Source organism: Pirellulales bacterium (assembly GCA_019694435.1).
Taxonomy (GTDB): domain Bacteria; phylum Planctomycetota; class Planctomycetia; order Pirellulales; family JAEUIK01; genus JAIBBZ01.
Window position 1 is genome coordinate 1 of sequence record JAIBBZ010000030.1, and the last position, 15372, is coordinate 15372.

At 67.4% G+C, this 15372-nt stretch carries 12 protein-coding genes; 5 read left to right on the plus strand and 7 right to left on the minus strand.

Features of this window, described 5'->3' with window-relative positions:
• The 4 genes from K1X74_18335 to K1X74_18350 all read left to right on the plus strand — a co-directional run.
• Positions 1 to 1718: hypothetical protein (locus K1X74_18335; GenBank protein MBX7168300.1), on the plus strand; the 1718-nt coding region annotated here is incomplete at its 5' end.
• A 297-nt stretch (positions 1719 to 2015) separates the two neighbouring features.
• Positions 2016 to 5090 carry a DUF1559 domain-containing protein gene (locus K1X74_18340; protein ID MBX7168301.1) on the plus strand — a complete coding sequence of 1025 codons (3075 nt, stop codon included), beginning with the start codon at positions 2016 to 2018 and terminating at the stop codon, positions 5088 to 5090.
• Between the two features lie 254 nt (positions 5091 to 5344).
• On the plus strand, positions 5345 to 6358 hold the full coding sequence (gene aroF / locus K1X74_18345; protein MBX7168302.1) for a 3-deoxy-7-phosphoheptulonate synthase: 1014 nt from the start codon (positions 5345 to 5347) through the stop codon (positions 6356 to 6358).
• A 113-nt stretch (positions 6359 to 6471) separates the two neighbouring features.
• Positions 6472 to 6672 (plus strand): hypothetical protein, encoded by a 201-nt coding sequence (locus K1X74_18350; protein ID MBX7168303.1) that lies wholly within the window; start codon positions 6472 to 6474, stop codon positions 6670 to 6672.
• A gap of 12 nt (positions 6673 to 6684) precedes the next feature.
• On the opposite strand, the gene K1X74_18355 is transcribed toward K1X74_18350, so the two are convergent.
• The 6 genes from K1X74_18355 to K1X74_18380 all read right to left on the minus strand — a co-directional run bounded on the left by K1X74_18355 (position 6685) and on the right by K1X74_18380 (position 11212).
• Positions 6685 to 7638: a hypothetical protein gene (locus tag K1X74_18355; GenBank protein ID MBX7168304.1), complete on the minus strand. Its 954-nt coding sequence runs from the start codon at positions 7636 to 7638 to the stop codon at positions 6685 to 6687.
• Entirely contained in the window at positions 7635 to 7964 is a 330-nt protein-coding gene (locus K1X74_18360; protein MBX7168305.1) for a cupin domain-containing protein, read from the minus strand. The genes K1X74_18355 and K1X74_18360 overlap by 4 nt, the downstream gene beginning before the upstream one ends.
• Positions 7965 to 8047: 83 nt before the next feature.
• On the minus strand, positions 8048 to 9349 hold the full coding sequence (gene eno / locus K1X74_18365) for a phosphopyruvate hydratase (protein ID MBX7168306.1): 1302 nt from the start codon (positions 9347 to 9349) through the stop codon (positions 8048 to 8050).
• The gene (locus tag K1X74_18370; protein ID MBX7168307.1) at positions 9346 to 10428 is read right to left on the minus strand and encodes an aminoglycoside phosphotransferase family protein; all 1083 of its coding nucleotides are present in this window, start codon (positions 10426 to 10428) and stop codon (positions 9346 to 9348) included. Before K1X74_18370 ends, eno begins: the two co-directional genes overlap by 4 nt.
• 6 nt (positions 10429 to 10434) lie before the next feature.
• Complete coding sequence (locus K1X74_18375; GenBank protein ID MBX7168308.1) at positions 10435 to 10698, minus strand: hypothetical protein; 264 nt, start codon at positions 10696 to 10698, stop codon at positions 10435 to 10437.
• Positions 10699 to 10741: 43 nt separating this feature from the next.
• Positions 10742 to 11212 carry a DUF1569 domain-containing protein gene (locus K1X74_18380; protein ID MBX7168309.1) on the minus strand — a complete coding sequence of 157 codons (471 nt, stop codon included), beginning with the start codon at positions 11210 to 11212 and terminating at the stop codon, positions 10742 to 10744.
• Between the two features lie 177 nt (positions 11213 to 11389).
• On the opposite strand from K1X74_18380, the gene K1X74_18385 reads away from it, so the two are divergent.
• Positions 11390 to 12586 carry a hypothetical protein gene (locus tag K1X74_18385; protein ID MBX7168310.1) on the plus strand — a complete coding sequence of 399 codons (1197 nt, stop codon included), beginning with the start codon at positions 11390 to 11392 and terminating at the stop codon, positions 12584 to 12586.
• 15 nt (positions 12587 to 12601) lie between these two features.
• Here the strand turns inward: K1X74_18385 and K1X74_18390 are convergent, their stop codons facing one another.
• Positions 12602 to 15160, minus strand: a complete 2559-nt coding sequence (locus tag K1X74_18390; protein ID MBX7168311.1) for a ComEC/Rec2 family competence protein — start codon at positions 15158 to 15160, stop codon at positions 12602 to 12604.
• Positions 15161 to 15372 lie beyond the last annotated feature (212 nt).

A 15372-nucleotide genomic window follows, 5' to 3' on the forward strand; every position in this document is an offset into this window, starting at 1 on the left:
ATCGTGCCTGGCTCGCAGTGCAAGCGCCGGCGCCGCGCACCTCGTCAGACGAAGTGTCGCCGGTCGCCCCCGTCGATCAGGTTCCTGCAGCCCGAATCGCAGCGAAAGAACGCGCTCGGCCCCGCCGGCGCTGGGCGTCCTGGCTCGCAGGCGCCGTGGCGGTGCTGGCTGTAATCGTCGCGGCGGGTCTCTTTCTGAACGCCCCCAGGCCCGGCGATGCGGCCCTGCGCAAGACGTCAGTCGTGGCCGAACAGCCGAGTGCGGCAGCCACTCCTCCAGCCCAGGCCAACGACGCGGTGCCCGCGGGATCGTCACTGCCGTCGGCGCCCGATGACCCGCACCTGGGGCCGGCGCTATGGGAAGCCCCCGCCGCAGGAGAGCCCCTGTCGATCGGCTGGCTGCCGGCCGGCGCACCGTTGATCGTCGCGCTGCGACCCGCGGAATTGGCAGCGCATCCGGCCGGCGCCAAACTGCTCGACGCGCTGGGACCTTGGGGCGAAACACTAAACGCCCAGTTCGCGCGGCTGGCCGACGGTACCGCCGCCGATGTGAAGTCGGTGCTGGTCGGCTTCTACGACGCCAGTCCCGATCCGCCGATGGTCGCCTGGGCGCTCGAAGCGACGACCACCTGGGACTCGACGCGATTGACGGCCCATTGGCCCGACGTCCAGTCCCGATCGGTCGCGGGAGAAACCCTGTATGCGGTGGGCGACGACGTGCGATTGATTCCCGCGCGCGGCAACAAGCAAACCTTGCTTGTCTGTAGCGCCGAGCAGGTGAAACTGATTCCCGCGCTGGCCGGGGTCGAGCCGCCGCTGCGCCGCGAGTTCAAGTCGCTGCTCGCCGCGAGCGATAACCACCGCGCGATCTCGGTGCTGTTTGCCCCCACGTTCCTCACGCGCGGCGGCAAGACTGTCTGGGGCGACGAACTGCGGCCGCTGAGCGCGTTGGTCGACGAGTTCCTGGGTCGGCATGCCGCGGCAGCGCTGTTGTCGTTGCAGCTCGACGACGATGCGTTCGCCGAGCTGCGCGTTTACGGCCGGGCCGACCTGCCGCCACGTGGCCTGGCCAAGGGCCTGCGCGACCGCTGGCTGGCTGTGCCTTCGCGCGTGGCCCAGCAGCTCGCTTCGCTGGTGCCCTCGGATTACAGCCGAGCGGTGCTCGAACGGTTCCCCTCGATGGTCGAGACGCTGGTGGAATATACGCGCGTGGGCCTCGACGATCGCCAGGCGGTGCTGCGCTGTTATTTGCCCGCGGAAGCCGCGGCCAATCTCGTGTGGGGGACGCGCCTGGCCACGCTCGAGACGGCCGGCGCAGCGGCCGCCGGCACGGCGACTGCTTCGACCTCGCGCCCTCAATCGATCGCCGTGGTTCTCGAGCAGCCGTACGAGTTGAAAGTACCGCGGGCCCCGCTCGACAAGACGTTGGCGCAAGTCGCGCTCGACTTGAACATCGAAATTGAAATCCTGGGCACCGATCTGCAGTTGGAAGGCATCACGAAGAACCAGTCGTTTTCGCTGGACGAGCGCGGCACCGCCGGCGCGGTACTGCGCAAAATCCTGCAACTGGCGAATCCAGATGGCAAACTGCTCTACGTGATCAAGCCCGGGAAACAGGGCGCGGGCGAAGCGCTGTTTGTAACCACCCGGGCCGCGGCGGCCTCGCGCGGCGATCCGCTGCCCCCCGAGTATGCCAAGTCCCCAGACGCGTCGAAGTAACCGCATCGACCGCCGCCGCAGCGGCGTACACTTGTGGCGATGGAAGTTTTTCATATCCACTGCGCGACTTGCCGAACGCGGCTCCGGGTCAATGATCCGGCGGCCATCGGCCAGATCGTTTCCTGCCCCAAGTGCCGCAGCATGGTGCAGGTAGTCGCGCCGCCCGGTTGGTCTCCTCCGGCCAGGCCGGAGCCAACCGCCACCCCCGCCACGGCGGCGACCGAGGCTCCGAGCGAACCGCCCGTTGACGAACCGACCGCCACCGAACCGGTTGCCGCCGGCGCAAGGCGCGGCTGGATGTTCGCCGCCACTGGCCTGGTCGTCGCGGTCGGCGCGGCCGGAGGTCTGTGGATCGCATCGCGCGGCCGCCCCGAGAAACCCACGGCTAGCGCGCCGGCCGTCGAGGTTTCAGCTCCGGTCGTGAATGCCGATCCTAAGACAGTGCCTGCAGATGCAGCGGTGCCGCCGGGCGACCGCCCGACGCTCGATCCGCGTTGGATTCCCGGCAAGGCACGGGTTATCGCTTCCATGGATCCCAACCGGCTGGCGACCGAGGGCTCGTTGGGCTCGTGGCTCGCACGTTTGGGTCCGCTGTGGCCCGACGTCTGGCGACCGCTCGCTGAGCAATTCGATTGGCAACCGACCGCGATCCGTCGCGTCACGCACGTGCAATGGCAGGCCGGGGGCTCGCCCAGCGATGGCGTGACGCTGGTCGAGTTTTTGGAACCGGTGGCTGCCGAGTCGTTTGCCGGTACCCAAGAGGTTGCCGATCTTCGTCACGCGGGCCGGCCCGCGCGCCGCGCGGCCGAGGGCGGCTGGAGCAACGCATGGATCATCGTTGACGAGCATCGCGCGATCAGCGGCCCGGACACGGTGTTGCGCGAATTGACCGCGCGGCAAGGGCCGTTGCCCGAGCCTTCGAAGCTGATCGACCTCGCGCAGCGCGGTGGGCAGTTTGCCGCCGCGGTGGCCGTCGACCTAGGCGCCTGGCGGGCGTCGGGAGAGCGAATCGCGCTACCCGAGCTTGCATGGCTGACGACAGCGGTGCCCCCATGGGAGGCGCTAGCCGAGGCCGCAACCGCGGGGGCCATCTGGATTACGCCCGGCGAAGCGTTCCAGGTTGAAGTGCGGCTCGTGGCGGGTACCGAGTCGGCCACACTCGATCTGGAAAACACCTGGCAACAGGCCCTCGCTGCTTCGCGTGCCTTTGCCGACGGCGAGTCGCAGGGCCTCGACGGGCGCCTGCAGCGCGGCGAATTGACGCCCGACGCGGCCGACCACCGAGAATTCATTTGCAAAGCCCTGGTCGCCGCCTTCCAGTCCGCCACGTCGGGTCACGAGCGCGACGAGTTTTGGGCGCGCTGCAGTCCGGGCACGACCACCGAGAAGTTCTTCGCTGCCTTGTTGGCGGGCGTGCCCAGCTTCGAGTCCGACCTGCGGGCCGGCCAGCGGCTCGCTGCGCTTGGTCATGTGCGCGGCGCGGCTGCCGGGTTGCTGGCCCACCAGCGCGCTACTGGGCAATGGCCCATCGGAGCAGGGGGGGCTGTGCAATTGCGTCCCGAAAGCCGTTTGAGCTGGATCGCGAGCTTGTTGCCCTACTACGGTCATCGCGAGTTGCACAAGCAGCTCAACTTTTTCCATTCGTGGAACGATCCGGTCAACCGCGCGGCGGCCAGCGAGCCGCTCGCCGAGTTCGTCAATCCGCTGCTCGGCGCGACCAAGACCGAGGCCGGGTTTCCCATCACGCATTATGTCGGCGTCGCCGGGCTCGGGGCCGATGCCGGCGAGCTGCCGCCCACCGATCCTCGCGCCGGGGTCTTTAGCTTCCGTCGGCAGCTACGGCCGGAAGAGATCGTCGACGGCGCGACGAACACGATTGCGCTGTTGGGAGTGCGCGAACGCCTGGGCGCCTGGGCCGCCGGTGGCGATGCCACGGTCCGGGCGCTGACCCAACGTCCGTACGTCAATGGCCCCGACGGTTTTGGCAGCGGGCAGGAAGACGGAATGTACGCTGCGATGCTCGACGGGGCTGTCCGCTTCGTTAGCAAGGATGTCGACCCCCAGGTGCTCGAGCAAATGGCCACGATCAACGGCGGCGGGCGTCCGACCGCTGCCGAGCTCGCCCTGCTGCCGCTCGTCGACGAGCACGGGGTCGTCGCGACGGCACCGCGCGCGGAGCCCCCCGTCGCCGCACCAACCGCGGAAACCGCGGCCCACGACCAGCCTCAGCCACCGAGCGAACCCGCCACGGCGACACCTGCTCCGTCGCCGCCGGCGCTGAGCGATGCCGAGATCGCTGCGCGGCTGGGCGTCGAGCTGCCGGCGATTGCTGCGGAGTCGACTCCGTTGGCGGCGCTCGTCGACGTGATCGCCGACCTGACGGCGGTACCGATTTCGATCGACGTCGATGCCCTGGCGGCCGAGGGCATCAGTGTCTCCGACACGGTCAAGGTCCAACTCAACGGCGCCACGGCGGGCGAAGCCTTGCGGGCAGCGATCGAGGCCCTGGGCCTGGTCGAGCTCATCCAGTCGGGCCAGGTGGTGATCACGACCGCGACGCAGATGGGGCAAGATTTGAGCGAGCGCAGCTACGATCTGGCCGCGCTCGCCGGCGACCTCGCACCCGAGTCCACCGCGCGCGCCATCCAGCTCGTCGAACGCTTCATTGCACCGGCGACCTGGCAGGCGGCCGGCGGTTCCGGCACGCTGCGCGCCGCTAAGAACAAGTTGGTCGTGCGCCAAACGCAAAATGTGCATCAGGAATTGGCCGCGCTGGTCGCGCGTCTCGGCAAGCTGCGGAGCCGTTCCGGAGGCGATCCGCGAGAATTAACCTGCCGGGCGTTGCTGGCCGCGGCGCCGCTCGCCACGCCGCTGACTGTGAGCCACCCCCAGCCGGTCGCGCTGTCGCGTTTGCTGGCCGACCTGCAGGCGGCGTCGGGCGTCAACCTGGTGATCGACCACCGGGCCCTCGAAGCGCTCGGGCTGACCGAATCTGCCGAAGTGACGCTCCGAGCCGACCAGTTGCCCTTGAGCGAAGCACTGGCCGTGGCCTTGGGGCCACTCGACCTGGCGTACCGGGCCATCGATGCGCAAACGCTCCAGATCACCAGCCGAGCGGCGTTGGCCGCCAGCTTGGAGACCGAGGTATATGCCGTGCCGCCGAACCTGCGGCAAAAGTATCCCGGGGCGACGATGGAAGAGGCCCTTCGCCGCGACGTGGCCCCGCTGGCCTGGCAAGGCAACGGCGGAACCGGCGACCTGGCCTTTGACCCGGGCAGCAACGCCTTGCTCGTGCTGAACAACCAGGACATCCAGGTGCAGGTAGTGCGTTGGCTGATCGACCAGGCAACCGCGCCCGGATCGAACCGGTGACGCGCTTGCAACACGGGCAACCAGCGTCCACAATGTGCGTGATGAGCGTCACCTTCGGCCGTGCCTATCGATTTTACTTTACCCCGCTGGATCGCGGGGCCGCCGGAGGTGTCTAGTCACCACTGACACATGCCGACGCCAATCGCCCCGGGATCCACTGAGCTGGTTCCCGGGGCGTTTTTATTTGATGAGCTGCCGTTTTCATCCGTGGATCGCCGCAGCGCCATGTCCCCGAACTTGAAGGAACCTGTGCCGTGATTGTCGTGATGCGTCCCGAACACACCACCGCGGAGTTGGAAGCCATGGTCAAGCGCATTGAGTCGCTGGGACTCAAGGCCAACGTCATCGTTGGCAAAGAGCGCACAGTGATTGCCGCCGTCGGCGACGAGCGCGACGGCTATCGCGAGGCGCTCGAGGCGGGGGCGGGCGTGGCCGAGGTGATGCCGATCCTCGCGCCGTACAAGATGGCCAGCCGCGAGCTGAAGGCCGAACGCACGGTGATCCGCAGCCGCAATTTCGAGATCGGCGGCAAGCGCATCGGCGTGATCGCCGGCCCGTGCTCGGTGGAAAACGAGTCGCAAATCCTCGAATCGGCCCAGGCCGTCAAGGCCGGCGGCGCGACGGCTCTGCGCGGCGGAGCCTTCAAGCCGCGAACGAGCCCCTACAGCTTCCAGGGCCTGAAGGAAGAGGGCCTGAAGCTGCTGGCCGCGGCCCGCGACGCGACCGGGCTGGCGATCGTGACGGAAATCCTCGCCACGGAAGACGTCGAACTCGTGTGCCGCTATGCCGACGTGTTGCAGATCGGTGCCCGAAACATGCAGAACTACCGCCTGCTCGAGGCCGTCGGCAAGCAGCCGTTGCCGGTGCTGCTGAAGCGCGGTCCCAGCGCCACGCTCGAAGAGCTGTTGCTGGCGGCCGAATACATCCTCGACGCCGGCAACCCGAACGTGATGCTCTGCGAGCGCGGCATTCGCACGTTCGAAAGCCACACGCGGTTCACGTTGCCGCTGGCGACGGTCGTCTGGCTGCACGGCAAGACGCACCTGCCGGTAGTCGTCGATCCGAGCCACGGCACGGGCCACACCTGGCTCGTGCCGCAGATGGCCTGCGCCAGCGTGGCCGCCGGGGCCGACGGGCTGATCCTCGAAGTCCATCCCAACCCGGCCAACGCTCTCAGCGACGGCTACCAATCGCTCAACGTCCAACAGTTCAACGAGACGATGGCGCTGTGCCGCAAGGTCGCCAAGGCCTTGGACCGGGAAATGTAGGCGGCGGCCGCACGCAGGGCAGCCCTGCCAAGCGTACGATACTGGTCGCCGGTGGCAGGTCGATTGCGTCGAGCCGTCAAAGACGGTCGCGGCGCGCAGGTTTGAGGCGAAAGATGTCTGGATTCTGTGTCGACGGCTACGACCGGTATGTCGACGCGCTGCGGTTGCTCCTGCGCGCGAGATTGCACGAGTTGGAACAAGCACTCGAGCAAGCGACCTCACCCGACGAGCAGAATCGCATCCGGTCGGCCGTTCGCAGTGCGCTCGAAGTCCATCACCGGCAAATCGCAGATGCCGGGCGCTGCTTGTTCTGACACGGCCTCGGCCTAGCGCCAGATGCCCGCCGGAGGACTGGGCAATCGGGCCACGCCACCGACGGTCTGCGGCACCAGCGGCAGCTCCGGCGGCGCAACGCGACCGGCGTTCTGAGGCGACTGATAGCTCGCCGGCTGCACGGCGGCCGCGGTCGAGACGCCCGCCGCAACGGGCGGCAATCGCGTGGGCATGTTTGCGGCCAGCGCCGGACGCGCGGCGGCAAATTGCGAGCCGGCGCGCAGGGCGCTTTGTTGCACCACTTGCGGCTGCGCCGATCGCGGCAGCAGCGCGGGGTTGAACGGCCCCGTCGGCAAGGTGCCGTTGCGCTCGTAACCGACCAGTTGCCCTTGCAGCCGCGCCTGTTGCGCCAGTGCCTCGAGTTCGGGCACCGAACGCCATGCTTTCTTCGTCCGCTTGTCCGAAAGCGTGACGGCCAATTCGACGCCGGAATCCGACGCCTTGAGATCCCGATCGAAATAGCCGGCCTGATTGAGCCGGTCGAGTACCTGGTCGACCTGCGCGCGGGGGACGTCGAGCACCCACTTCTCATAAACCTGCGGCGGCTTCCGACGGCCCGGCCAATCGAACTGCCACCACGGCTTAGGTTCGCCGCTCGTCAAACTCGCGTCGCCGGCCACGACCTGCGCGGGCGAGGCCTGCAACTCGACCGTGGCCCGGGCCATGCCGGCGTGGCCTTTGGGGTGCGGATACTCGAGCACTAGCGTGCTCTGGCACTGGCCTTTGACCGGCGAAGTCGGCAGCGCTTCGTAGCTGACCTGCGAGCGGTCGACCCGCGCGACCGGCAATGCAACTCCCTGCGTGGCTGCATCGCTTTCGTAGCGCAGCGTGGCCTGATCGTAAATCCCCGCGGTAGCGTGCAGCGGCGCCTGCCGCCAGGACGAACATCCGCCGGCCAGCGCCAGACTGACCGCCGCCAGCATCCCTGCCAGGCCGCGTCGGTTCACTTGTAGTCCTCGCGTATCGGATGGAAGACGTCGAGCGCCCGCACGGGCGCGTCTCCCGCGATCACCTTGTGTTTGACTCCGCCGGGAATCCGCCACATGCCGCCGGGGCGCACCACGCGGGTCTCGCCGCCGACGATGAACGTCGCCTCGCCTTCGAGCAGCAAGCCCAACTGCTCGTGCGGGTGGCTGTGTTCTTCCACCACTGCATGCGGTTGCATCTCTACCAGCGACAGCATCACGCCCTGGCCGTGCGTCGTGAAAATCTCCACGCCCGGAAAGATCGAGTGCCGCGAGCAATCTTGCTTATCGACGAAGTACGGGTGCATGGATGAATATTCCCTAGAATCGGTTGAGGTTGCGCCGCTTACCTGATCGCCCGGCGAGCGAACCGCCGACAGCCGCGGCTCGATCACGCTTCGAGCTGCTCGGCGATGCGCAGCAGGCGATTGTATTTGGCCAGCCGCTCGCTGCGCACGATCGAGCCGATCTTGATCGAATCGGCCGCCGTGGCGACGGCCAAATCCGCCAGGAAGTCGTCTTCGGTCTCGCCACTACGGGCCGAGACGATGCAAGCATAACCGCCCCGCCGCGCGGCCAGGACGGCGGCCAAGGTTTCGGTGAGCGTGCCGACCTGGTTGAGCTTGATCAGGGCGCTATTGGCGCAGCCCTCGGCGATCCCACGCTCGATGCGCGACACTTGCGTGGCAAACAGATCGTCGCCGACGAGCCAAACGCGATCGCCCAGCCGCTCGGTGAGGCCCTGCCAGCCGCGCCAGTCGTCTTCCGACAGGCCGTCTTCGATACTGCGCACCGGAAACTCGTCGACCAGCACGGACAGTTCGCTGGTCAACTCGTCGGCAGTGAGCTGTCTGTGCCGGGTCGCCGTCAGGCGATAGGCGCCCGATTCGTAGAAATGCGTCGCGGCCACGTCGAGGGCAATCGTCATGTCGCTGCCCGGCTGCAGACCGGCGGCTTCGATCGCGCGCACGATGAACTCGAGTGCGGCGCGCTGCTCGGACAGCCGCGGTCCGTAGCCCCCTTCATCGCCGACCAGCCGTCCTTCATAGCCGGCCTCGTCGAGCAGGCGGCCCAATCGCCGGTAGACGCGCACGATCCACTCCAGGCCGACGGCGTAGCTTGGCGCCCCCTCGGGCATCACGAGGAAATCCTGGAAATCGAGGTTCCCTCCGGCATGTAGCCCGCCGGATATCAGGTTGGTCATCGGCAGGGGGATGTGGGGTGTTTCCAGCACCTTGTTCGCGGCGCCTGCCGCGCGTGCTTGCTGCACGAACAGTTCGTGCAGGTATTCGAACAAAGGCCGCTTCCGGACCGAAGCCGCGGCTTTGGCGCAGGCCAGCGACACCGCCAGGATGGCGTTGGCACCCAGGCGCGACTTGTTCGGCGTGGCGTCGAGCTCGATCATCCGCGCATCGAGCCCCGCTTGATCGCAGACATCAAACCCCACGAGCGCCGGCGCCAGCACGCGCTGGACATTTTCGACCGCTCGCTGCACGCCCAGGCCATCGTAGCGCCGTGGATCGCCATCGCGCAGCTCGCAAGCTTCGGCGGCTCCGGTGCTCGCGCCCGAAGGGGCAATCGCGCGCTGCGGTTCGCCGTCGCCGCAGGCCAATTCGACTTCGACCGTCGGACGGCCTCGGCTGTCGAGAACCTCGCGGGCACGAATCGAACGGATGCGTAAATGGCTCGTCATGCATCGTCTCGTGTTGGTTCGCTGGCGTCGAGCAGCCGCACGACACCAGCCCACGCGGTCGGGCGCTCGGCAAAGATCGCTTGGGCCACGTTGCGGATCGTTGCGCGATGACGCTCGGAGGTGATGTATTCCAACGGGCTCTTGCCGTCGACACGTGCCCACAGGCAGCCCGCGAGGCATTGCAAGCCGCGGGCCACGAGCCGCGCAAACTCGGCCTCGCCCAGCCGGGCCAGCATTGCCGGGCGATAACTTTGCCAAAAGGCGTCGGCCAGGTCCAACATCCGCCGATCGCCGAGATGCACCGCCTTGGCCACGAGGTGCGTCAGGAAGAACCCAAGATCGAAGGCCGGATCGCCGTAGTGCCCGGTCTCGAAATCGACCATCAACAGCCCCCCGTCGCGCTGCGAACCTCCGTCCCAGACAAGCAGGTTCTTCGGGCTGAAGTCGGCATGCACCAGCGCGTGGCGTTCGGCGAGCGTGACTTCGATCAGGCGCTCGAAATCGGCGGCCGCGTCGGGCCTGGCCCGGGCCACCGCGCGAAAGTACGGATCGAGCCGCAATTGGTCGAAGATCGCGGTATCGCCCAGCGCGCGGGCCACGTGGCTGTCGTGCCAGGTCTCGGCATGCAGACAAGCCAGCAGTCGCCCACAAGCCGCGGCGATCGGCAACTCTACCCGGCCGTCCAGCAAATCGGCCTTCCAGACGCGATGTTCGCGCGGCGCGGCACTGATCGCGATCACATATCGCTGCCGGTCTTCGTGCAGCACACGCGGGGTTTCGAGCTGCAGCGCCGTAGCGTCCGATTGGTCGCGGCCGGCGAGCACCGCCTCGCAGCAGCGCAACACGGCCACTTCCCGCCAGATGCGCTCGACGCCGCAGCGCCACTCCTGGGCCACGCGCAAGCGAGGGCGCGACTGCTTGAGCACGAGGTCGGGCGCGCCTGCATCGCGGCGGGCGACGTATAGCACCTCGTTCGACACGCCACCCGGCAGGCTCGCGACGTCGACCTGCTCGTGCCGGCCAATCCAGCCGCGGTCGTGCAGATACGAGGCGGCGTTGTCGGCAGTGAGCTCCCACATGGCGGGCTACGACTCGTCGGACGAGTCGTACCAGACGTGAATGCCGACCGTGTGACCCGATGCGGTGATCGGCAACGTGTGCCGCACGACAATGGATGGATTGTCCATCAGCCAATCGCTGAGTGCCTGGCTCAGCACAAACGGCACCTGGTTCAATTCGCGCTCGACCGAATCGACGCGCAGGAAGATCCAGCCGGAACGCATTTCAAAGGCGTTGACCGTCAGATCGGAATCGAGCGGACCATGAGGATCGGGATCGGTCAACTTCAACCAGCCTTTCGGCAAGGGATCGAATTCGTACGTCGCACCAATGCTATTCCGGCACGATGTGGCTCATATGCATCTCGGCGTGCCGACAATGCAATTGCTCCCATTGGGGAATCGACAGCGTACCCACCACCGGACTGGGCACGCGTTTCTTCTCGGTACGCAAGCGGGCCACGGCCGCACGGAGGTACTCGAGTCCCTCGGCATTGGTTTTCGCCGGTGGGAGCAGCGGCGCTCCGGCAGCCGGCAGCTTGTAGCCCGGGGGGGCACTCACACGCAGGAGCAACGGCCTGAACACCCGGCCGATCAGCCGCAGGGGCAAGGACGGCGTGAACGGAAAGCCGTCGATCGAAGCATGCATCGCTTCGCCGAGGTGCCAATAGATCTGGCCGGGGGTCCAATTCCCCGCCAACCGCACCGGCGCGGTCGCCAGCCGCTCGGCGTCGGCCAGCAGATCGTCGAAACCCGAGTAGTGGACCTTGCGCCGGCGAGGCTTGGTCTGTGTAACGGTGGCCATGCATTGCTCCCCACATAGGACGGTCGGGCTGCCGCGCGCATGATAGTATCCCGGACGCACCGTGCAAGGGAGCCGCGCCCTGCGACCGCTTGTCGCCAACGGAACCGACCGGCTAGGATCGGCGCAGCCGTGACGAGGCGCCCCGCTTTCCACCTCCTGATTGCGAGTGACATTGTCGTGTGCGATTCGGTCGTCATTGTCCGGCCCGACGGCGTGCTGTTTGCCAAGAACTCGGATCGCGACGCGAACGAAGCGCAGATCCTCCAGTGGCAGCCGGCGCAAAGTCATGCGCCGGGCTCGACGCTCCGCTGCACATACCTGGAGATCCCGCAGGTTTCCCGGACCCATGCCACGCTCGTCAGCCGGCCGTTCTGGATGTGGGGCGCCGAGATGGGCACCAACGAGCACGGCGTGACGATCGGCAACGAGGCCGTGTTCACCAAAGAACCATTGGCCGACGTCGGGCTGACGGGCATGGACCTGGTGCGCTTGGCGCTGGAGCGCTCCGCGACGGCCACGGCGGCCGTGCAGGTGATCGTCGAATTGCTCGAGCAACATGGCCAGGGAGGCGGCTGCGGCCTGGAAAACCGCAACTTTAGCTACCACAACAGCTTCATGATCGCCGATCCACATACGGCGTTCGTTCTGGAGACCGCCGGCAAGAAGCATGCGGTCGAGCAGGTAATTGAGGGTCCGCGGACAATCTCCAATGCCTTGTCGATTCCTGCATTTGCCGAGCGGTATAGCGACACGATCAAGACCCAAGTCGCGGCCGGCCACGCGCGGCAGTGCCGCACGCAGACGCTGGCGCGCGACGTCGCACGCGTCGGCGATTTGATGCGCTTGCTCCGCGATCACGGCACCAGCGGCGCCGTTGTGCCCGAGTATCACTGGACCAACGGCGGGCTCGGGGTGCCCTGCGTGCATGGCGGTGGACTCGTGGCCAGCTCGCAGACCACCGGGGCCTGGGTGGCCGATCTGCGTGCTGGCCACATTCGTCACTGGGTCACCGCCACGGCGGCTCCCTGCTTGAGCCTGTTCAAGCCGGTTGCCGTTGATCAACCGCTCGATCTGGGACCACCGCCGACCGACCGGGCCGATCCGCGGTCGTTGTGGTGGCGCCACGAACGGCTCCACCGCCGCGTGATGCAAGACCCGGCGCGGCTGGCGTCGGGGATCATCGCCGAACGCGATCAGGTGGAACGACGCTGGTTGGCCGATCCGCCGCCCACGGAATTGGCGTTTGCCGACGGCGACCGGCTGCTCGCCCGTTGGACGGCCGAGGCCTGGAAAGAGCCGGTCGAGGACCAGCGGCCCTGGTATGTGCGCCGCTTTTGGCAAAAGCGCAACGCGGCGGCCGGGCTCGAAGCATGATGCCAGACGCCGTTCTCATGGCCTGCCGCGCCAGGTTTCGGCGCGCACCCCCGCGCGATCGACGACAAACTGAATCGCGCCGCTTGTGGCCGTCGTGACGACGCGGGCACCCTCACTGCGGTAAGCATCGAGCAACTCGGGATCGAGCGGCGCAGGCCCACTGCTGATGACGACCCAGTCGGGCGTCGACCAGCGAGCCAGGCCTGGCGGGTTGCTACGATTGCTGCCGTGATGTGGCGCGAGAATCACATCGCAGTCGAGCGGCTCTTGCGCCAGCAGGCGTTCGACCCCTTCGCCCTCGAGGTCGCCGGTCAACAAGATGCGGTGCCCGAGGTACTCGACAAGCAACACCAGGCTCTCGGCATTGTCGCGGCCGCGCAGTTCCTGGTCCGGCGGCGAAATGATCTCGACGCGCAGTTCGGGCGCCGCCAAGAGCACGCACCCGGCCGTGACCGGTTCGGGACGCAGGCGCTGAGCCCGCAACGCTTGATCCAGCGGTACCAGCGCCGGGCCGAAGTCGTCGAACATCGACGGCGTGATGAACACCCGGCGGACCTCGAAGCGTTCAAGCAGTTCGGGTGCGCCGTTGAAGTGATCGACGTCGGCGTGCGACAGACACAACGCATCCACCTTGCGACGGCGCGTGGTCCAGAGATACTGCGACACCGCGTCGGTCGCGCGGCGCGGCGAACCGAGTTGACCGATGTCGTACACCCAGGCCTCGCCATGGGGCATCTCGAGCACGACCGCGCAGCCATGCCCCACGGAGAGAAACGTACACCGCAGGGCCTGCGGCGGAGCAGGGCGTTGCCAGGCGTTCCCCGTGCCGATCCCGGCGGGCAAGGGCACCGGCAAGACCCAGGCCACGAGCAGCCAGCCGGCCACGAACGTCCAGCGCATCCAACGCGCCGGCCGCCAGCGTGGTAGCAGTGCCCAGCAGGTCAACGCGCCGTAGAGGACCGGGAGCCACTCTTCGCGCGGGCCGGAAACCCAATAGTGATCCAGTGGCCAGGCAGCCACGACGGTAACCAGGCGATCGAGCACGGCGATGCTGCCGGCACAAAGCGCCGTAAACGGTACTGCCAAAACGGGCAGCACGATGGCCGCGGCCAGCATTGACAGGCCCGAGAGCAGCAATATCGTGACCGGCAACCAAAGCAACGTGTTCAGCAGCGGCGCGAGCGGGGAAACCAGGTGAAACCGTGCCGCGACGAGCGGTAGCGTCACCAGCCAGACGCAAAAACTGAGCAGCGTGAGCCTCCACGCCCAGCAGACGACGCCGCGTGGCAAGCGCACAGACCAGGGTCGCGTTTCCCAGATGAGCCGATCCAACGGATCGCGTGGCGGCGGCATCCTCGTCATCGGGCTGAACCACACCAAGCTGGCCACGCACACGAACGACAATTGCGGTCCCAGGCGAAACAAATCGGCGGGGTTCAGCACCAAGACCACTAGGGCCGCGGCCGCGAGCGAGTTGAACGACAGGGCTTGCCTACCCAGCCCTGCGGCCAGGCAGACAATCACCACTAGGATCGCTGCGCGGACCACCGGCGGCTGGGCATCGGCGAGCCAGGCATACAGGCAGGTGATCGCGGCAATCAACACCACGGCCGTGCGCTGCGGCAGCCAACCCAGTCGCAGCAACGCGAACAAACTCCCGGCCAGAATGCCGACGTGCATGCCGGAGATCGACAACACGTGAATCGTGCCGGTGCGCATGAACGCCTCGCTGCGTTCGTCGCCCACCTGTTCCCGTAAACCGAGCAGCAAGGCGCTGGCCAACGTCGCTCGATGAGCCGGCAGGGCGGTGTGCAGGAAACCGTCGCCTTGCCGGCGAGCCGCGGCGATCCACCGCGCCGGGCGCCAGTGACTGCCCGGAGCCACGCGCACGAGTGATGCACGCGTAGCGACTGACAAACGGGCCAGTTGCCGATCGGCGCGTGCATACGCAGAGAAATCGAATTCGCCTGGATTCGCCGGCGGACCTGGGCGAGACAGCCGAGCCCATGCGCGCCACCGATCTCCCGGCAAGATTTCGCGTACCGCGTCGCCGATCTCCAGCAGCGCTCGGCCCGACGCGGGGCGCACCAATCGCCCATCGCGGAGCGACACCACGCGCACCGCCACGCGCGTACGCTCGCCGCGCGGACGAATGCGCAAGGGATCGTAAGCGGCCGGAGGCACCAGACGCGATTGCTCGAGCGCTACGAATTCCACCAGCACGGGGCGTGCCGCCGGGGCTGCGAATCCGGCGATGTCGTCGCTCGCGAACCGCTGCCACCGCAGGTGATGCCAACCACAGCCGAGCGCGGCCACGGCTCCGAGCAGCAGCCAGGCCGCCAGACGGTCGCTGCTTGAACGCCGGGCCAGGGCCCAAGCGCCCAATAACCCGACCGCAGCGGCCAATGTTGTCCCACCCGCGACCGGGCTGACCCGATCGAATACGATGCCGAGCATCGCCGCCAAGGCGACGGGTACCAACGGTTCGTACGTTGGCGTAGTGGCGTCGCGGCGCCCGATCGCGCGGGCCCAGCCTTGCGTGTCGAGCGCCAGCGCGCCTCGAGATTCGTCCAACCTGTTCGGCATCCGCCGCGCCCCCAAGAGCAGATCGACCCCAGCCGGTCGAGCCAGCAAGATAGCCTGCGAACCAAGGGCACCCAAATCGCAACGGCTTGCATAGCGCGAAACAAGCCAGGCGCCAGGGCGGCGCAAGAAGACGGGGAACCGAGCGACCCGCCGCGGCAAGGCGTTCGGTTCCCCAACCGTTTCCCCAACTCTTGGGGCTG

Coding starts and splice junctions, on each gene's coding strand:
- K1X74_18340 (MBX7168301.1), top strand. CDS start 2,016: ATGTTCGCCGCCACTGGCCTGGTCGTCGCGGTCGGCGCGGCCGGAGGT.
- K1X74_18350 (MBX7168303.1), top strand. CDS start 6,472: ATGTCTGGATTCTGTGTCGACGGCTACGACCGGTATGTCGACGCGCTG.
- K1X74_18360 (MBX7168305.1), bottom strand. CDS start 7,964: ATGCACCCGTACTTCGTCGATAAGCAAGATTGCTCGCGGCACTCGATC.
- eno (MBX7168306.1), bottom strand. CDS start 9,349: ATGACGAGCCATTTACGCATCCGTTCGATTCGTGCCCGCGAGGTTCTC.
- K1X74_18370 (MBX7168307.1), bottom strand. CDS start 10,428: ATGTGGGAGCTCACTGCCGACAACGCCGCCTCGTATCTGCACGACCGC.
- K1X74_18380 (MBX7168309.1), bottom strand. CDS start 11,212: ATGGCCACCGTTACACAGACCAAGCCTCGCCGGCGCAAGGTCCACTAC.